This is a genomic window from Enterobacter sp. fkY84-1, assembly GCF_052974705.1.
Genome location: NZ_CP169394.1, coordinates 1 through 18,413 on the forward strand (window position 1 = coordinate 1; position 18,413 = coordinate 18,413).

Consider the following 18,413-nt stretch of genomic DNA (forward strand, 5'->3'; position numbering starts at 1 on the left):
ATGACACTGATAGTACCCTACTATGAGGAGATCATATACAGAGGTTGTGCCTTCGGGATTATACACTCAATTTATAGAAAGAATCTGATCATTCCTTACGTGGTCACGTCTCTGTTTTTTGTCTAATGCATGAACAATATTATGATAGATTGGGTAAAGTTGTTGTTATTGTTGTGTTGAAAAGGGGTTAGACATGGTTCCGTTATCAGTACTGCCATACTGTATATGACCTACCAGTAATATCTGATGGACGGGCATTCACTGAATAAGTGTTTCGCCCGAATCTCGTCCCATCATGCAAACGTTTTATAACTTTCGCAGGGGCTTCTTCAGGTGCGCTAATGTCAGATTAATGGTAGACCATGAATCAGAGAATAAATTATGCTATTGCGAACACTTATCCTCGCTGCACTACTTATTACAGTTTTTACCCCCGCACATGCTTCTTGGACGACAATCGGTGCGATAGGGCCCATCCACTTGGTCAAAGCTGCCTAATCTAAATTCTGGATCATCAGGAAACAACAAAAAACAACCATGACGTTTATTCCGCAGACTCCCGAAGCATATGGGATAGTCCTGAGCTTGTATTATGCATATGAAAGGATGACGGTCATCTGTGATGGGACAACACAATCTCGTTCGTTTGGGGGGGAGGAGCGGGGGCATATGTCACGGTCTCTGTGAAGAATCCACCGCAACTAAAAGAATCCACTTCACTTGTAGTTGAGGATAAGGTAACTGACATAACTTCTGACGATATCGTCCTCTCAACTTATGGGCCTTACCTTATGTAACGAACAACGCTAACAATTCTGTGAAAGTATATGTGCCTGAAAATACATTGCCGGGAAAATATTCTGGAACTGCAAATGTGGTTGCATCATGCGAGTGAAAATACGCTGTTGTCGTTTATAAAATAGAAATGGGTTTGATGTAGCCCCCTGAAAAAGCAGGCAGTAGCTGTATCACCAGATAAGAAAACCAGTATTATCAATGGTTCGGAAGTGTCTAGATTATCGGTGGCGATTCAAGCGACGTCATACAGAGGGGCTGTCACAGGTAAATGCCAAACGGCTTTACAGGATAATGAGCGAGCATGACCTGTTGTTACTGCATGACAAACCGGAACGGCCGAAACCTAAGCATAAGGGTAAAATCGTGGTAGCGGAAAGCGATATGCGCTGGTGCTCAGACGGCTTCAAGTTCGGTTGTGACAACGGAGAAAAACTGCAGCTCACGTTCGCGCTAGACTGTTGCGACCGTGATGCCATAAACAGGGCAGCAAGCACAGGAGGTTATGACAATTCTATGATACAGGATGTGATGCTGAGGTCTGTGGCAAAGCGCTTTATTTAACATAACAATGATTGCACGAACTAAGTATGTAACAGCAAAGTTGTAATGTCCGCCTTGGGCTAAGTTAAGATGTACGTCATGTATAATCAACAAGAAGATCACCATGACGGCTCATGCAGCGGAGTTTTTCTACATTGGATGAAGTTAACCGACTCAAAATCATTCAGGATGTTGTTGATCGCCGTCTGACAACTCAAATAGCAGCTCAGCGTCTTGGCATCTCGGATCGCCAGTGCAGACGCCTTCTGTCGCGTTACCGTGAATCTGGCCCACTGGGTATGGCTAATCGTCGTCGCGGGAGACCCAGCAATAATCAGTTGCCTGATGGTCTTGCCCGGTATGTACTCAGTATTATACGTGAGCGCTATACCGACTTTGGGCCGACGCTGGCGTGTGAAAAGCTTGCAGAACTGCACGATGTCCACCTGTCCAAAGAAACTGTCCGGTCGCTCATGGTTAAAGCCGGTCTCTGGGTCCCCCGTAAGCAACGTGCGCCAAAAATTCAGCAGCCACGCTATCGCCGGGCCTGTTGTGGCGAACTGATACAGATAGATGGCTGTGACCACCACTGGTTCGAGAACCGTGCTCCAGCCTGTACCGCGCTGGTTTACGTTGATGATGCAACGAGCCGACTGATGCAGCTCCGCTTTGTAAAATCGGAATCAACATTCACCTATTTTAAGGCCACACGAGGCTACTTGGAAAAGCATGGTAAACCGCTGGCGTTATACAGCGACAAAGCCAGTGTATTCAGAATAAACAACAAAAATGCCACTGGTGGCGATGGCTATACCCAGTTTGGACGTGCGATGCATGAACTGAATATCCAGACTATCTGCGCGAATACCAGCTCTGCCAAAGGCCGCGTGGAACGCGCTCATCTGACGCTTCAGGACCGACTGGTAAAAGAACTCCGGCTCAGGGGAATTTCTTCTGTTGACGCTGCCAATGAGTATACTGATGAGTTTATGGACGATTATAACCGGCGCTTTGCCAAAGTTCCCCGACATGACTTTGATGTGCATCGGCCACTCGAACATGATGATGATCTGGCTGCCTTTTTCACATGGCGGGAACCGCGCCGCGTTTCAAAATCTCAGACGGTTCAGTATGACAAAGTGATCTATCTTATTGAAGACAGTGAAATCAGTCGCAAAGCCATCGGGAAATACATCGAGGTCTGGCACTATCCGGATGGCCGAAAAGAACTCAAGCTTAACGGTGTTGCTCTTCCCTACTCCACTTATGATCGTCTGTCGGAAATCGACCAGGGAGCTATCGTGGACAACAAGCGTCTCGGTCGTACACTAGAATATATTAAACTGGTTCAGGACAAACGCGACAATAATCGTTCTCAGGCAATACCTGCTGGCGATGGGCCTTCACGGCGTCGCAGGAAACCAACTGAAAAGAAATCCCAGCGGTCACTGAACGGCGACGATATGCTGGAAGCTTTGAAGGTTTTACAGAGTCGTTCTGATGAAATATTTGGATCTAATACTCAAAAGACATAGGGATTAATTCAGTAATATTACCAGGATATATTATATCCTGAGTCCTGGAAATCTCATCAATACTCCACCAATGGTGGCGACTGATAAGGGATTTTTCATTATCAGTCCACCCGTGAATGTGGATCTCTTCTTTATTGGAAAATATGACAAAAAAATGCTCTTCTGCCAGAGCAGTTTCCCCACTTGGAAGTGTCATTTCAAAAGTTCTTTGCGCCACACATTCCCCAACATCATCCCTGATAATACCTGTTTCTTCTTTTAGTTCTCTGATAGCAGCCTGTTCAAAAGATTCACCGTGCTCAACACCACCACCAGGCGTGGCCCAGTATGACTTACCTGCCAGTGCATCATTTGTATGAACAAAACGAAACAACAGTACTTGCCTGAAAGAGTTGATGATAAGTAATCGGGCTGAACACCGAATGCGCATATCTTACGTCCATAGTTAGCTAAAGAGATATATTCAGTTTAAAAAATAAGTTACAGATGTAAACAGAAACAGATGTAGTTTATTTAAGGTGCTAGTTCAGATGCTCCGCACCAATAAGCGCCATACGAAGATGTTTTTGAATGAAATCTGCTTTATAAATGCTGTATTGGTGGGGATCATTTTCACATAATAGCATCGCGTTTTTTTTCATTAAAGCGTACTGAGTGTATTGTCTCCCAGCTCCGCGCGATGCGTGCCGATGTCATGCATGGCCAGAACGTCAAACACCGCGGCTATACGCCCGATATACACATCCGCCTGAACAATCCCGAACTGTCGGAAGCCGTACTCTCAGATTGCTTCAAAATCTTCTTCTGTTTCGGTGTCAGCTCAATCTCTTTCATTTGCCACCCTGGCCCTGACATTATTCAGGAATGCATCCTTGCTCCATGGTTTCGCCTCGCCGCTGCTGATCCCTTCGGCCAGCAGATCGCGCAGTTCCTGAAGGCGCGACTCAGCCTGCTCAAAGTTCTTCAGCTGTCCATACCTGATCCCAGCCCACTCCTCGCAGCCATATTCGCAGTTCAAATCTGCTCACAAAAAACCTCAAAAAGTGCCAAAATCAGACGATCTTTAGCGCCCAACGTGAGTTTTCGTTCGACTGAGCATCAGACCTCAAGAAGAGAGGCCTGAAACTCACCTAATGGCTGATGGAGGCCTCAGAGTGGCTCTACAGCGAATTCTGATCCGCGCTACTAACCGCGCCGGTGGCTACCGGGAAAGAGGCAACAATGTCGAAGAAACGCAGAGCGAAAAACTACTTAACTCCTGAGCAAATTGCAGCACGTAAGCAGGAAGAACGGCACTGTTGCAAATATCAGGCAGTGGTAAACTGAACACCATCTTTTGCTGACGGAGCAGCACATGAATCCATTCAAAGGCCGGTATTTTCAGCGTGACATCATCTTGTGGGCAGTTCGCTGGTACTGCAAATACGGCATCAGCTATCGTGAGCTCCAGGAGATGCTGGCCGAACGCGGCGTGAATGTCGATCACACCACGATTTACCGCTGGGTCCAGCATTATGCGCCTGAAATGGAAAAACGACTGCGCTGGTACTGGCGTAATCCCTCCGATCTCAACCCGTGGCACATTGACGAAACGTACGTGAAGGTGAATGGCCGCTGGGCTTATCTTTACCGCACCGTCGATAGCAGGGGCCGCACCATCGATTTTTATCTCTCTCCGCGTCGTAACAGCAAAGCTGCGTACCGGTTCCTGGGTAAAATCTTCAACAACGTGAAGAAGTGGCAGGTTCCGCGATTTATAAACACGGATAAAGCGCCCACCTATGGCCGTGCACTTGCGCTGCTCAACGCGAAGGTCGATGCCCGTCTGACGTTGAGCACCGGCAGATTAAATACCTGAACAACGTGATTGAATGCGACCATGGTAAGCTGAAAAGAATAATTGGCGCCACACTGGGATTTAAATCCATGAAGACGGCTTACGCCACGATAAAGGGAATCGAAGTCATGCGAGCATTGCGCAAAGGTCAGGCAGAATCATTTTATTTTGGGCATCCCCTGGGCGAGATGCGTCTGGTGAGCAGAGTCTTTGAAATGTAGGGCCTTTTAATGAGACAAAAGGCTACCTCATCGCGAACTTTGCAACAGTGCCCTCTCCTCATGGTGTCCTTTAAATACCTGAAACAATCATATCATGCGGTTTTGTTAAGGTGCGCTCCGGAAACCTGACGGGCTACCAGCATAAACTGATGGGGCAGGGAGGCATCCTGTGCTGACTCTGCCTGCCAGCTACACCGGTTAAACAGCTTTACCACGCCCCCAACATTACCGGTCAGGCGCGTCAGCAGTGGATTTATCTGTCGTCCATCGTCGTCAAACGCCGCGTCGAGGTTAGTCCGCGAGAGATAAATGCCGTTCACGCCGGCGTTCAGCGCAACGGCATACCGGCCTGACCATTCCCGATCGCTCAGCAGGCGGTAATTCCACCTCATGTCTTTCGCGGTTTCCAGGGCATACGTCAGCCGGAACAGGTCGTTTTGCTCAGACAGTTCGCCGGTGCAGGAGCGCCAGAGATAATTCAGCTTGCTTGCCAGCTTCGCGCTGACGCCCAGCTGGCGTCCCTGTTTCAGAAGCCACTCGATATCGGGCGCCACATCACGCGAAAAACGTCGTTGCTTCAGCGCGGTCGCCAGCCAGCGGGTAAGAAAGAGATTTTCCTGTGCCGGTGACAGCGCATCTCCGTTCTGTCTGGCCAGCGCAAGCGCCACCAGGGCACACCATGCCAGATGGCCCGATTTTTCTGTCAGCGTCACTGAGTGCCCTTCTCCTTCTTTACTCTGTCCACAAAATTCTGGCGGGTTCCCGCTTACTGTCATACTGAGAGTATTTTAACCGGAACAAAAACAAAGTGGCATCCGGAACCGTCTGCATCCGCTCAGCGCATGGCCCAGCCGTAATGTTTTTCCGCATAATCGTACAGCCGGTAAGAGTTCTGCTCGTCGCCACCGATAAAAATACCGTTATCCATTATCCCCTCTGCCAGCCGCTGCGTGTACCGGTGCGCAGCCTCATCCAGCTCTGCCCGGCTTCCCCATGCCCCCTGTTGCTTACGCCAGTTCAGCCTCACGGCTTTCAGCAGGCGGCACATCTGCTGGCAGATAAAGTAGCAGGCAACGACGTTGCGCGCATCGCCCACAAAGACCACGTCGCTGTCCGGCCGCATCATTTCGTTCCACAGGTAGATATCGTAGCAGCCCAGCATCATGGCCACGCGTTTTGCCACGAAACCGCCATACCAGTAATACGCGGTGCGGGGAATGTTCAGCCGGCGGCTCCCGGCAATATTACCGGTATGGAATGTCAGCAGGCCGGACTCCGTCAGTTCCCGGACCAGCCCCTCCAGCACCCGGTGCCAGGTACCGGTTTCGCTGTGCTCAGACAGTGCTGAAAAGTACCGGCTGACAATGCCGGCAATCTGCTGCTCCGGCACCGCGGCATCACTTTCCGTCTGAAGGGACAGTTTACGACACAGTTCCTCGCGCTCCACCAGGGCATTCAGCATGGCATCCGTTGTCACGTTCTGTGCGGTGGCCAGTGACGCGACACGTTCACGCAGATCATCAGAGAGAAAGACGCCCGCCCCGACGGCGACCGCCGACGGTATCCTGACGCGGCGTATTACGGGCTTGTAGATTTCGCCGGTCTCTGGCCTGATTTTCAGGCCAGCCTTAAGCCAGCGGCTCAGCTCCTGGGGAAGGATATCCGGATTGTCCTTCAGAAAACGCGCCCGGTTTCCGCGCGTCGTTCCGTACACGCTGTCAATGTAATCGGTCAGCAGCACAACGATATCCACAGAAGTGTTTATAAACACTATCGCTTATATCATATGCATACAGGACTGGCGAGCAGTGCGCAGCCGGTCCACTGAATGACGCGGAGCGTCATGGAGGCGCCAGCAGGTGTTGAATATGGCTCTGTGAGTGAATGGCGCCGTAGCCCGGCGCAGCCGGTTACATTGTTGACAGGTTCCACCAATCCATCCCTTCCCCCTGGAACGTAGCGCCCCTTTGGGGCGAGCACGGCAGCGCTGCTGCCTCAACCGTCTTTTAGGTCCTGCCTCACCTCAACGCCGGTGCCGTCTGACAGCCCGACCGGTCGCTAGGTGGGACATGCCCCACCGCCGCGTTGACACACGCATAAAATGAGCACGCCTGTGGCGTGAGCCGGCTGGCGCCGACGCACTTTTCCTGCCCGATAACGCCCTGTAGACTCTGCACCATGTATATTCCGCGACCCGCAAAGCTGCCGTTCCAGCATGACGACGGCTGGAGCCGCTATCTCGACAAACACGGTGATACCCTCAGCGACTGGACCAAACTCGCCGTCGAGCGCATGCTCGCCTGCGGCACTTGTACCATGGGTGTTCGCCGCTACTGCTGTGCCTCACCGGATTGCACCCATGCCCGCTTTTTCTGCCAAAGCTGCAAATCCAGGGCCAGCAGTAGTTGTGGCCTCAAGGCCACCGAACAGTGGATCGCCGAACAGCAGCACATTCTGCCCGACTGCGACTGGCAACACATCACCTTCACCATGCCGCACCTGCTGTGGCCGTTCTTCAATAACAACTGGCTCCTGCTCAACGATCTGTTTCGCTGCGCCACCCGCGCCATGCTACGCTGGGCGCGCCAACAGGGGATCGAAGTCGGTATCTTCTGTGCGCTCCATACCTACGGCCGGCAGCTCAATCAGCACCCGCATATCCACGTCCCCGTCACCCGCGGCGGCCTTGACATCAAACACGGCACCTGGCGGCAGCTGTTCTTTAAAAAGAAAGAGGTAGAGCAAATCTGGCGCAACGCCGTGGTTTACCTGCTGCGCGACAACTACGCTCAAATCAACCCTGGAGGCCTGCCGGGCCTCGGTCATATCCGTAATGAAGATCGGTGGCACCGTTATCTGCATGCGCAATATCGCCGCGCCTGGAAAGTGCATTTTGCCAAAAAGACGCGCGGTGCCTGCGCAGCGTGAAATACCTCGGCCGGTACCTGAAGCGCCCGCCGGTGGCCGCTTCTCAGCTGCGCCACTACCGCGGCGGTGCCGTGGTCCATCAGTATTACGATCACCGCACGCAGCAACACAAACGCCAGAAAATCAGCCAGGAGGAGATGCTGCAGCGTTACGTCAGCCATATCCCGGCCCGACACTTTAAAATGGTGCGCTACTACGGCTTTCTGGCCAACTGCAAGCGCGGTTCGCTGCTGCCGAAGGTCTACGACGCGCTGGCGATGACGGTACGGGAAAAACCGAAGCGCCCCGGATTTGCAGTGCTGATGAAAGGCTTCCTGGGTACCGATCCGTACCAGTGCATCCTGTGCAAGGGCCGGTTGCGTTTTACCGGTGCCGTGGCGGTCGAGCATGCCACCAAACTGCTTTCTGACCGGCTGTAGCGGATGGCGAAAAAACGATGGCTTCAAACCCCTTCTCTGGATAAGTGCGCCTGAAAAATAGGTTTTAGCTTAAAAATACGGCAAAACTTGCATTTTCCCGTATTACTCTGCGACAGGCCGCACCATATGAGGTTCTTCCTTGACACAATGCATGGTTAGGAAACCCAATAAGGGTCCCATCAAGGTTCACATAGGCCACAATGTTAGACACGACATATCTCCTTTCGTCAATGAAGAGTCATTGAAAATCCTGAAGTGTCAACACCTATTGATTGTAAAAAATCGTATAAATAAAGTAAAAAAACAATTTTAAATGTGTGGTTAATCACATATACTGTTAAAAAAAAGTGGTTTATGTGAATGAAATTATGAAGGGAGAGATTGCGATGAAAAAAAGACCATGCACCAAGTAAAGAAGATTTAATTAATGGTACTGATTTATCTTCACTATCTATCCTCTTTTCACGTCAGAAAGCGTGACTGCAAATTCGCAACGCCCAGACCAGCGCGATCTGGGCGTTGTTAACCCTACTAACGCGGCGACTAGCTTAAGTACAGTCTTCAGTAAGAATGTGGCTATAATATCAAGCTTATCTGCCGCATTAAGTTAGCGCTTCAGGTCAATTGCGTTTGATAATAAATATTAACATCTAAGTTCATTGAATAATATAAATCCAAAAAAATATAATGCGCTAATACGGCGCCTTCCTTATCTTTTGTCCTGCAGGTAAACAATGTTAAGAATATAATCATATGGGAGAGTTAATATGAGCAGTAATCGTGATAACTTTGATGCAATGATCGGCCGTTTTAAAGGGGATGGTCCCTATTTGCATGATGGTGAAACTACTTTAATTGATGCGGCTTCAGGAACGTTCAACCTGCCCTTTGGATACACACACCCGCGATTGGTTAATAAGCTACAAGAGCAAATAGAACGCTGCGCTCATTTAAGTTCAGCCTATACTAAGCCGATGGCTGAAAATATTCTTACGCGATTAAAACCCTATTTACCAGCCGAAATAAATCGTATCTGGCTGAGGGATGTATCGGGCTCGGGGGCGGTAGAGGGAGCCATCCGCATGGCACAAAAGTATACCGGCCGCTCAGGCGTAATCTCTCTGTTCGCCTCACATCACGGCCAGTCGCTGGCTACGGCAAGCATCTCCGGAAATGCTTTTCGCCTGGAACATTTTGCTAACAATATCGAAGGGTCATATAAAATCCCGACGCCTGATAGCGTACTGGCCGACGCGGCCGATGCCAAAAGCGCGAGTGAAGAATTTATTACTAAGCTGGAGGATTCTTTCTGCTACGGCTCTACTGGGAAAGTGGCATGTCTGATCATGGAGCCCATACTGGGCAATGGCGGTAATATCGTCCTGCCGGAAACGTTCTATCACCAGATCCGCAAGTTTTGTACCCGACATGACATTGTCCTGATTGCAGATGAAGTTCAGACCGGATTTGGTCGCACGGGTACATTCTTTGCCAGCACAGGCTACGCCAACGCGCTTCAGCCCGACATAATTGTTTTTGCCAAGGGCGCCGGCGGAATCGGTATTCCGACGGGGGGCATCCTGATGAAAGAGAAGCTCGACGTCCTGGCCGCTTATGAGCACTCTAATACCTCCGGGGCTAACCCGCTGTCGCTGACGGCGCTACATGAAACCATTGCGATCATTGAAGACGAACAGCTGTTAAACAATGTGCAGCGTCACGAAGCCTATCTGCGCAATGCTCTGCTTGATTTGCAGAAAAAGCATCCGTTAATCAGCCGCTTGCGTGGATTGGGGTACATGTTTGGTTTTGATACTCCCAGCCCGGAAATCGCCGCTCAGGCGATTGAGCTGGCAGCCAGTCAGGGGTTGATCATTCGGGGATCGCGCTACGGTAAAGGCTGCGCCATTAAGATTCGCCCGCCGCTTGTCTGCGAACGCCGTCATCTTAACGAAATTATTCAAAAACTTGACCTCGCTTTCACCGCATTGGAAAGCGCGGATCGCCCTATGCAGGAGACCATTTGATGAAAGCCCTGAAATTTAACGCCGTGTGGGATATTACTCCCGTTGAAGTACCCTCACTTTCATGCATTGATGGTGATGACGTCATTGTCGCGATTGAAGTCTGTGGTATATGCGGTACCGACGTAGGTATCATCACCGGTGACTACCCGGTTGCCGTACCTGGCACCACAATGGGGCACGAATCAACCGGCACAGTCCTGGCGATCGGACCCGATGTCAGCCGTTTCAAACCCGGTGATCGGGTGGTGATCAATCCGACCTACTCCTGCGGTACCTGCCGCATGTGCCAGATTGGCAATATGAACCACTGTGAGCAAAAACACGGCACAGAAGCCGGTGTGTCTTACGATGGTACGTTTGCCGACCAGTATCGCACCAAAGAGAGCGCCTTGCTGGCGCTGGATGAAAACGTCAGCTTTGAGGCGGGTGCCCTGACTGAACCCCTGAGTTGTACCCTGACTGGCGTGGATAAATTAGATATCAAGCACAGCGCCCTGCGCGCCGCCGTTATCGGTGCAGGCCCAATGGGGCTGCTATATCTCTGGAGTCTGCACTTGCGCGGCGTCACTGCATTTATGGTAGAAAAAAACTCTCATCGCCTCGCGTTTGCTAGCCGCGTTTTACCCGATGGATGCCGCCTGTACACGGACTTTGCCGAAGCAATGGTCAGCGAATATGGCAACGACGCGCTGCTGGATCTCTGCGTCGATACCACGGGTTATCTCGCTGAAACCGTTTTTGCCCGACTGGCTCCGGGAGGAAAACTGTTGAATGTTGCGCTGAAAGACGCGACGGCAAACCTGGATGTTTTGAAAATCGCCGATAAAAGCCTCTCGATAATCGGATCGATCGACTCGCTAAATAACAGCTTTGAACGCGCCTATGCGTTAATTCGAGATGGCAAAATTCCGGCTGAGAGGCTGGTCAGCCACCGCTTTGCTTTTGATGACTATCAAAAGGCGTTTGCCACCGTCGGATGCGATATCTACGGAAAAACGTTGCGATCTATTACCGAACCAGGCTGCAAAGTGATGTTGCGCATTCGTTCCCAGGCAAAGGAGGAACAGGTATGAGTACCCTAGGTGTTATTTTCGATATCGACGGCGTTGTGGTCGACAGCGAACAACTGCACTTTGACGTCCTCTCCGAACTGCTTCCTGACCACACCTGCGGGGTAACGGCAGAGCAGCTGATCGGTCTTAGTCTGGAGGAGACGCTGTTGAAGATCGGAATTGATGCCGCACAGCATGGCAATCTAACACGCCGTATTGTCGCGGCGTATCAGGCCTTGCTGGGGCCTCGCTATCTGCGACCAGGGATTCTCGAACTCGTTCATGGACTGAGTGTACGAGGTATTCCGTTCGGCTTTGTCTCTACCGCGCCGCGGGATATTTGCCTGGCTAACCTGGCTACATTGGCGCTGCCACAGGAGCCACCGCTGGTTGCTGGCGACGATATCACCCGCACCAAACCCTGGCCCGATCCCTATCTGTCCATGCTGGCGCAGCTTGATGTTATCGCCGCACAGACAATCGTAGTGGAGGATACTGACTTAGGAATTCAGTCCGCCACGGCAGCCGGCATCAGGCAAGTCTATGCCTGGCCACACGTATTGTCCGGGAGCGAGCACTACCAGCAAGCACACGCCGTAATCCGCACGCTGAACGATATAGCCCCCTTCGGGGCAATGCTGAAGGCATCCGATTAATCCTCATTATTATCCGGCGCGCTGAACGCCGGATACCTATCTTTTCAGAGCGCGTACCTATCATGATGAAAGAACTAATATCCCACTCACTTACACAGGCCATAGGGGCAACGCGAAAAGCTTTTTTTATCGCCGGTTTAACGCTGGCAGCTTGGGCTCCTTTAATTCCGTTGGCCAGAGACCGAATGATAGCAGACAATGGCACGATGGGACTGGTGCTGCTGGCCTTTGGCCTCGGTTCCCTGCTGATGATGCCTTTATCCGGTATACTGGCAGCGCGCTTTGGCTGCCGCCTGATTTTTACTGTCGCTACGGGATTGGTGCTGGTAACGCTTCCGGCGCTGGTACTCGCTGATACCCCCTTATCTCTGGCCACATTCCTGTTTATTTTTGGAGCCGGTATCGGTGCCATGGACGTGGTCGTCAACATTCACGCCGTGCGGGTTGAAAAACTGGCTGAACGCCCGATCATGTCCGGGTTCCACGCGCTGTTTAGCATTGGCGCTTTCGTCGGCTCAAGCATTGTCAGCCTGTTATTAAGCTACGGCTTTACGCCGCTACTCACGGTCTGTCTGCTGATAGCCGGCGTCTTGCTGCTGCTACGACGTACTGCCTGCCGCCTGCTTCGGGAGCCGGAATCTACCGACGCTCCGCTGTTTGTGCTTCCAAAAGGGATCGTTATTCTTCTTGGCTTCCTGTGCTTCATTGCCTACATTATGGAAGGAGCAATGCTGGACTGGAGCGGTATTCTGCTGACCAGCGAAAATCACCTCGCCGCCCAACATGCGGGGATTGGCTATATTCTCTTTGCCTGCGCTATGACGGTAGGCAGACTGTCCGGAGATCGCTTGATTAAGGTCTGTGGCCGTTTTCGGGTTTTTCTTTTCAGTTCACTGATCGCAACGTTGGGCTATGGCTGCGCTATCGTCGGCGGACACCTGATGATTATGCTGGCTGGTTTTTTCCTGATCGGCTGTGGGTTATCCAACCTGGTCCCCATCCTCTTTACTGCTGCGGGCAGGCAGCATGTGATGCCCGGCGCGTTGGCCGTTGCAGCGATCTCCAGCATTGGCTACTCCGGCATCTTGCTGGGACCAGCGCTGATTGGGGCCGTGGCTCATCTGTACAGCCTCGTCGGCGCGTTCACTCTGGTCACGATACTGTCACTCTGTCTGCCATTGTACAGTAATATTATACGGCAGAAATAGCAGGCTAATCTCTGCCGTATAGTGATATTTTAAAAAGGAAACTAAATGCATCTTCAACAGGGCCAGTGGACCAATGAACCACCCGCATGGTCGCTGGACAGCGGCGTCCTGCGGGTATCCACCGGGCTGAATACCGATTTCTGGCGGGGAACGCATTACGGCTTTATCCGCCACAGCGGCCATTTTTTTGCCCGCGAAGTCGAAGGTGATTTCACCTTTCAGCTGTGCATTGAAGCGCAGTTTGACCAACTCTACGACCAGGCAGGTTTGATGATTGAACAGAACACCGAGCATTGGTGCAAAGCCGGCATTGAGTACGCCGACGATCGCTGCCTGATGAGCAGCGTATTGACCAATCCGCTGTCAGACTGGGCTACCGGCGTTTTCCACGGTAATCTCCACCGATTCTGGATGCGGGCCACGCTGGAGAACGGAGTGTTGCGGCTACAATATTCCACAGATGGTCAGGAGTGGCCGCTGCTGCGACTCTGTCCTTTTCCCGTCAGCGCGCGCCTGAGGGTCGGCGCGATGTGCTGCACGCCGCAGCGTGCAGGTTTGCAGGTCCGCTTCAGTGAATTTTCTCTCACCGCTCCGCTGGGCAAAGCGTTACACGATCTCAGCTAGCGCCGCGGTAAGCGCTACCCATGTTCGCCGCTGAGCTACGTCGGTTTTTTGCTACCGTTCATGGTTAGGAGATTGGATCGTATGCCAGTGCCACCGCAGTTGCTTCTCGATTTCTGGCGCGTACCGCTTAACCCAGCGGTAAATGGTAGTGTAATCGACGTTCACGCCCCCGTGACAAAAATCCCCCCGCTTATGGGGGGAATATGCTCGACCATTATTCCTTCAGAATGACAGAACTGGTGACAAAAGGACATCTACGGCCATTAAAAGAGGCGTCAGAGGAAGAAAATATTGCTTAACGTGAGTTTACCCTGTACTTGCAGAAGTTGACATTCTTCCCGTCCTTTAGGGCGGGAAGAATGTCAACGTAAATGGCTTTTATGGTTCATCTGTTGGTGCAAAATACGCGCAATCAAAATATCTGTATCACGGACCATATAAAAAATGGGGTAATGCCTCTGAATGGTTGGATTTTGTGATATCCTGCCAATATTTGAGGTATTTTCATGGCTACCGTAACTGTCCATTGTCCCCGCTGTGATTCTGATGCTGTTTACCGCCATGGTCTCAGCCCGACTAAGCGTGAGCGATTCCGTTGTTAGTGTTGTCGCCGTGTATTCCAGCTTACCTATGGCTACGAAGCCAGAAAGCCCGGCGTCAAAGAACAAATCATTGATATGGCTCATAACGGTGCAGGTGTCCGGGATACCGCCAGAACGCTAAAAATCGGAATCAACACCGTCATTCGGGCTTTAAAAAGCTCGCGCCTCGCCGGATAACTTCTTCTCCGGTCGTTCACGCCGACGTAGCACTTATCTGTGAAGTCGATGAGCAGTGGGCCTTTGTTGGCAGTAAAGCCGTACAACACTGGCTCTGGTACGCTTACAACACCAAAACAGGCGGCGTACTGGCCTACACCTTCGGTCCGCGCACAGATGAGACCTGCCGTGAGTTACTGGCCCTGCTAACGCCGTTCAGCATCGGTATGATAACCAGTGACAACTGGGGCAACTATGCCAGAGAAGTGCCGAAAGAGAAGCGCCTTACGGGCAAGATTTTTACGCAACGCATTGAGCGTAACAACCTGACGCTACGAACCCGCATTAAGCGTCTGGCCCGCAAAACGATTTGCTTCTCACGCTCCATCGAAATCCACGAAAAAGTTATCGGCTCATTCATCGAAAAGCACATGTTCTACTAATTGGATGCATTACCCCCAGCATCATGGCCACGCGTTTTGCCACGAAACCGCCGTACCAGTAATACGCGGTGCGGGGAATGTTCAGCCGGCGGCTCCCGGCAATATTACCGGTATGGAATGTCAGCAGGCCGGACTCCGTCAGTTCCCGGACCAGCCCCTCCAGCACCCGGTGCCAGGTACCGGTTTCGCTGTGCTCAGACAGTGCTGAAAAGTACCGGCTGACAATGCCGGCAATCTGCTGCTCCGGCACCGCGGCATCACTTTCCGTCTGAAGGGACAGTTTACGACACAGTTCCTCGCGCTCCACCAGGGCATTCAGCATGGCATCCGTTGTCACGTTCTGTGCGGTGGCCAGTGACGCGACACGTTCACGCAGATCATCAGAGAGAAAGACGCCCGCCCCGACGGCGACCGCCGACGGTATCCTGACGCGGCGTATTACGGGCTTGTAGATTTCGCCGGTCTCTGGCCTGATTTTCAGGCCAGCCTTAAGCCAGCGGCTCAGCTCCTGGGGAAGGATATCCGGATTGTCCTTCAGAAAACGCGCCCGGTTTCCGCGCGTCGTTCCGTACACGCTGTCAATGTAATCGGTCAGCAGCACAACGATATCCACAGAAGTGTTTATAAACACTATCGCTTATATCATATGCATACAGGACTGGCGAGCAGTGCGCAGCCGGTCCACTGAATGACGCGGAGCGTCATGGAGGCGCCAGCAGGTGTTGAATATGGCTCTGTGAGTGAATGGCGCCGTAGCCCGGCGCAGCCGGTTACATTGTTGACAGGTTCCACCAATCCATCCCTTCCCCCTGCAAGACCAAAACCCGCTGAAAGCAATATAGAAGCTTTTGTGCGGCGTCGGAGTGGTCACGACAAGGCGAAGCCGCAGTCGGGGCGTATCTCCGCGTTAGCGGGCCGTTAGGGCCGCTTACGGGCGTGTTACCCATTACTTTCAGCGAAACGACTCACCGCGACGAAGAATCTAGTTACAACATCCATCATTAAAAGCGACGTTGTTCCGGGCCTTTGGCCCGGGGCGGCCTCGCTTTTCAGTGGTGGGTCCCGGCTCAGGTGTCGCCGTTGTGCACGGTCTGCCGTTCTGATTGTTTTGTATGTTGTAACTATTCTCTCGCGACAGCGCCCGTTGCAAAGCGACGGGACCAACCTCTGCAGTTTCCGAACCGGCGCGGACGCGAGTCCGCTGCAAGGGCGGGCATTTTCAGGAGTCTGTCCACAGGTCAGGCGACGAACAGGTTATATATCTATATGAATGAAATAAAAGATATTTAAAAGAAGTACAGAGCAGGTTTTTAAAGGAAACCACGCACTTTGAAATCAGGTCGGCTGGCGCTCTATAAGCATAACGGTTGTAACCTTATGGAAAGGTCCCTTGCAGTTAATTGTGGGTAACTGAATCTGGCGACCAGATATGGCCACTCTGATGCAATTTCTGGCCATTCTGATGGCGGAATGGGATGAATTTCAGGGAGGACGGGCGTCATTTCGTGCAGAAAACCGTCAACGGGGGACTGTAGACGTGCGAAACCCTCCGGCGCCAGCCGGATTTTTCAGTCAGGTAGGTTATATGGAGACGGTGGCCAGCCGCGTGTAGTTGTTGCCACGCGACATTAGCATGCGCTCTTTCACGCGGCGCTCCAGCTCCCGCTTCATGGCATCAAGACCGCCGGTGAATCGCCCGCTGGCGTATTCCCGCGTCAGCTGTTGCTTCACCAGCGTCACAATGTCCTTACGGGTTCTGTCCCCGTCACGACGCGCACGGGCGCGTTTCAGGCCATGCTGTTTACGTTCGGACTGATAGCTGCGGAACCGTTCGCGCACAAACCTCCAGGACTTAGCTATCAGCTCGTCCATATCCAGTGGCTTCAGGCTCTGCTTTTTGCGCTGCTGGTTCTCCCATTCCACACGACTGCGACGTGCGGCCACAACAGCAACATCAGAGACGTCGAGCGCGGAGAACAGTGCCGGTGTGAAGGTGATATCGGTCGGGATGTTGCAGCCAATCTGCGGATCATACTCGGTGTGGTAGGTAATCAGCCCCAGCTCCGCCATAAACTTCAGTGCCCGCGTGGCGCGGGTGATGGACAGGTTGCCGTTTTTTGACTCGGTGGCCAGCCCGCACTCGATGGCCAGGTTGGTAATGGAGCGCTGTACCCGATTGGCCAGCGGATCGTAGTGGAAGCACAGCCCCTGCAGAAGCGCATCGATGGCCCGGCGACGCAGCAGAGGCGGCATCCGGTGACGCTTGCCCAGCGAGCGTACAAACGCCACATGGACGGAAAAATCAAAACGGGACGTGAAGCCTTCGGCTTTCGCCATCAGCTTACGACAGAACGGCAGGGTCTTTTTAAAGTAACTTGACCATTACTGGTTTTTCCCTTGAAGTTTTTAAAAGGTGAAACCCCTTCGGGCTGAGAAGGCCTGAAAAAAGGCGAGTATGTTTGAGTTCCCTAAGGAAGCCTTAAATTGTTTGCGTGTTTTTTTAAACAACTGCGCTTTTTACCCAGTTACGGTTCCCCCTCTATAAGCCTTTGGAAGAAGTTACGGCTTTGGACCTCCTTTTTTTGGGCCTCCTAAGTTTAAAGCGGAAATTTCCAAAAGGGGAATTAAATTTGTGAAATAGCATTTAAATTTTACCCAAAAAATTACCCAAATTTCGCCTCCCTTAAAGGGGTTTGAACAAATGACGACCCGATTAGTTTTAAATCATCCTTTCCCCCGCCAGCGACTGCCATCAATGGGCCTGCCCCAACCCCGGCATTCCAAAACCCAACCTTTGTATTTCCCACCCTGGGGGAAAATTTAAAGCCCGATCAACCGATGAAACCCCCCATGTTTTTCTGCAGATGGCAAAAACCCTTGTACCCGGGAAATACTGGCTTTCCCCAAAAATTCTTGCCGCCTGGCGGGTTTTTCCGGCCCCTTTTTCATGGCATACTTACTTTTCGGGTTTCCGGCAAGGGAACCCCCCCGGGGGCCGTTGAAAGCCCCACCGGGTTTTGCGTGCGACCCCGGTCTTAGCCCAGTGCGGCCTTTTTCCGGGCCCGTCTCGTGTTGGGGGCAATTTTTCCCGCGGGGCAAACCCACCAGCGGCCCGGCCCCCAAATTTGAGGTAGCTTTCCAGACGGAACCGTACCTACCACGGCCCTGTCGGGGGTTTTGTACGTCTTACAGCAGCCAGGGGGTAGGGTGGCCCCAAGAACCAGCAGCCCAGGCCTCAACGCCGCCATGTTCCAGGGGGGCCAGCCATTTTGCAAAAGGGGGAAAAGTACAGGGCCCCACCTGGGAAATTTTTGGCATTCGTCCTAAACGCCTTTGGGATCCCCAGGGTATACCCCGGAGCGGGGGA

General features: G+C 52.1%; 11 protein-coding genes and 9 pseudogenes. 11 read left to right on the forward strand and 9 right to left on the reverse strand.

Translation table 11 applies throughout. The features are described 5' to 3' along the window. The 3 genes and pseudogenes from ACEPLT_RS22350 to ACEPLT_RS22360 all read left to right on the forward strand — a co-directional run bounded on the left by ACEPLT_RS22350 (position 1) and on the right by ACEPLT_RS22360 (position 2,873). Entirely contained in the window at positions 1 to 126 is a 126-nt protein-coding gene (locus ACEPLT_RS22350) for a CPBP family glutamic-type intramembrane protease (RefSeq protein WP_447088386.1), read from the forward strand. Positions 127 to 1,032: 906 nt separating this feature from the next. Next, positions 1,033 to 1,353, forward strand: a pseudogene (locus ACEPLT_RS22355) (IS3 family transposase); the annotation flags it as partial. 119 nt (positions 1,354 to 1,472) lie between these two features. Beyond that, positions 1,473 to 2,873 carry an ISNCY family transposase gene (locus ACEPLT_RS22360; RefSeq protein ID WP_447088387.1) on the forward strand — a complete coding sequence of 467 codons (1,401 nt, stop codon included), beginning with the start codon at positions 1,473 to 1,475 and terminating at the stop codon, positions 2,871 to 2,873. Here the strand turns inward: ACEPLT_RS22360 and ACEPLT_RS22365 are convergent. The 4 genes and pseudogenes from ACEPLT_RS22365 to ACEPLT_RS22380 all read right to left on the reverse strand — a co-directional run. Next, positions 2,854 to 3,303 carry an NUDIX hydrolase gene (locus ACEPLT_RS22365; protein WP_447088388.1) on the reverse strand — a complete coding sequence of 150 codons (450 nt, stop codon included), beginning with the start codon at positions 3,301 to 3,303 and terminating at the stop codon, positions 2,854 to 2,856. The genes ACEPLT_RS22360 and ACEPLT_RS22365 overlap by 20 nt on opposite strands. A 91-nt stretch (positions 3,304 to 3,394) precedes the next feature. Further along, positions 3,395 to 3,526 (reverse strand): annotated as a pseudogene (locus ACEPLT_RS22370) (GrpB family protein); the annotation flags it as partial. Continuing rightward, positions 3,523 to 3,591 (reverse strand): annotated as a pseudogene (locus ACEPLT_RS22375) (type II toxin-antitoxin system RelE/ParE family toxin); the annotation flags it as partial. The pseudogenes ACEPLT_RS22375 and ACEPLT_RS22370, both read right to left, overlap by 4 nt. Positions 3,592 to 3,693: 102 nt before the next feature. Beyond that, positions 3,694 to 3,828, reverse strand: a pseudogene (locus tag ACEPLT_RS22380) (type II toxin-antitoxin system ParD family antitoxin); the annotation flags it as partial. Positions 3,829 to 4,227: 399 nt separating this feature from the next. Here ACEPLT_RS22380 and ACEPLT_RS22385 point away from each other — a divergent pair. After that, positions 4,228 to 4,931: pseudogene (locus tag ACEPLT_RS22385) on the forward strand (IS6 family transposase). Between the two features lie 92 nt (positions 4,932 to 5,023). Here ACEPLT_RS22385 and ACEPLT_RS22390 read toward each other — a convergent pair. Next, positions 5,024 to 5,644, reverse strand: a complete 621-nt coding sequence (locus ACEPLT_RS22390) for a DUF2913 family protein (protein WP_447088389.1) — start codon at positions 5,642 to 5,644, stop codon at positions 5,024 to 5,026. A 122-nt stretch (positions 5,645 to 5,766) separates the two neighbouring features. After that, a complete protein-coding gene (locus ACEPLT_RS22395; protein WP_447088390.1) occupies positions 5,767 to 6,672 on the reverse strand; it encodes a hypothetical protein in 906 nt (301 codons plus the stop codon). Positions 6,673 to 7,109: 437 nt separating this feature from the next. On the opposite strand from ACEPLT_RS22395, the pseudogene ACEPLT_RS22400 reads away from it, so the two are divergent. The 6 genes and pseudogenes from ACEPLT_RS22400 to ACEPLT_RS22425 all read left to right on the forward strand — a co-directional run bounded on the left by ACEPLT_RS22400 (position 7,110) and on the right by ACEPLT_RS22425 (position 13,845). Beyond that, positions 7,110 to 8,278, forward strand: a pseudogene (locus ACEPLT_RS22400) (IS91 family transposase). Positions 8,279 to 9,045: 767 nt separating this feature from the next. Beyond that, a complete protein-coding gene (locus ACEPLT_RS22405) occupies positions 9,046 to 10,305 on the forward strand; it encodes a class-III pyridoxal-phosphate-dependent aminotransferase (RefSeq protein WP_447088391.1) in 1,260 nt (419 codons plus the stop codon). Next, positions 10,305 to 11,378, forward strand: a complete 1,074-nt coding sequence (locus ACEPLT_RS22410; RefSeq protein ID WP_447088392.1) for a zinc-dependent alcohol dehydrogenase — start codon at positions 10,305 to 10,307, stop codon at positions 11,376 to 11,378. Before ACEPLT_RS22405 ends, ACEPLT_RS22410 begins: the two co-directional genes overlap by 1 nt. After that, the gene (locus ACEPLT_RS22415; RefSeq protein ID WP_447088393.1) at positions 11,375 to 12,013 is read left to right on the forward strand and encodes an HAD family hydrolase; all 639 of its coding nucleotides are present in this window, start codon (positions 11,375 to 11,377) and stop codon (positions 12,011 to 12,013) included. The genes ACEPLT_RS22410 and ACEPLT_RS22415 overlap by 4 nt, the downstream gene beginning before the upstream one ends. Positions 12,014 to 12,075: 62 nt before the next feature. Continuing rightward, a complete protein-coding gene (locus tag ACEPLT_RS22420; protein WP_447088394.1) occupies positions 12,076 to 13,221 on the forward strand; it encodes an MFS transporter in 1,146 nt (381 codons plus the stop codon). Positions 13,222 to 13,266: 45 nt separating this feature from the next. Next, positions 13,267 to 13,845, forward strand: coding sequence for a DUF1349 domain-containing protein (locus ACEPLT_RS22425; RefSeq protein WP_447088395.1), 579 nt, complete (start codon positions 13,267 to 13,269; stop codon positions 13,843 to 13,845). Positions 13,846 to 13,929: 84 nt separating this feature from the next. Here the strand turns inward: ACEPLT_RS22425 and ACEPLT_RS22430 are convergent. Next, positions 13,930 to 14,013: pseudogene (locus ACEPLT_RS22430) on the reverse strand (IS6 family transposase); the annotation flags it as partial. 338 nt (positions 14,014 to 14,351) lie between these two features. On the opposite strand from ACEPLT_RS22430, the pseudogene ACEPLT_RS22435 reads away from it, so the two are divergent. Then, positions 14,352 to 15,046: pseudogene (locus tag ACEPLT_RS22435) on the forward strand (IS1 family transposase). Here ACEPLT_RS22435 and ACEPLT_RS22440 read toward each other — a convergent pair. Further along, the gene (locus ACEPLT_RS22440) at positions 15,021 to 15,647 is read right to left on the reverse strand and encodes a hypothetical protein (RefSeq protein WP_447088396.1); all 627 of its coding nucleotides are present in this window, start codon (positions 15,645 to 15,647) and stop codon (positions 15,021 to 15,023) included. The pseudogene ACEPLT_RS22435 and the gene ACEPLT_RS22440 overlap by 26 nt on opposite strands. A 980-nt stretch (positions 15,648 to 16,627) precedes the next feature. Continuing rightward, positions 16,628 to 17,413 (reverse strand): annotated as a pseudogene (gene repA, locus ACEPLT_RS22445) (incFII family plasmid replication initiator RepA); the annotation flags it as partial. Between the last annotated feature and the right edge of the window lie 1,000 nt (positions 17,414 to 18,413).

Coding starts and splice junctions, on each gene's coding strand:
- ACEPLT_RS22350 (WP_447088386.1), top strand. CDS start 1: ATGACACTGATAGTACCCTACTATGAGGAGATCATATACAGAGGTTGT.
- ACEPLT_RS22360 (WP_447088387.1), top strand. CDS start 1,473: ATGCAGCGGAGTTTTTCTACATTGGATGAAGTTAACCGACTCAAAATC.
- ACEPLT_RS22365 (WP_447088388.1), bottom strand. CDS start 3,303: ATGCGCATTCGGTGTTCAGCCCGATTACTTATCATCAACTCTTTCAGG.
- ACEPLT_RS22405 (WP_447088391.1), top strand. CDS start 9,046: ATGAGCAGTAATCGTGATAACTTTGATGCAATGATCGGCCGTTTTAAA.
- ACEPLT_RS22410 (WP_447088392.1), top strand. CDS start 10,305: ATGAAAGCCCTGAAATTTAACGCCGTGTGGGATATTACTCCCGTTGAA.
- ACEPLT_RS22415 (WP_447088393.1), top strand. CDS start 11,375: ATGAGTACCCTAGGTGTTATTTTCGATATCGACGGCGTTGTGGTCGAC.
- ACEPLT_RS22420 (WP_447088394.1), top strand. CDS start 12,076: ATGATGAAAGAACTAATATCCCACTCACTTACACAGGCCATAGGGGCA.
- ACEPLT_RS22425 (WP_447088395.1), top strand. CDS start 13,267: ATGCATCTTCAACAGGGCCAGTGGACCAATGAACCACCCGCATGGTCG.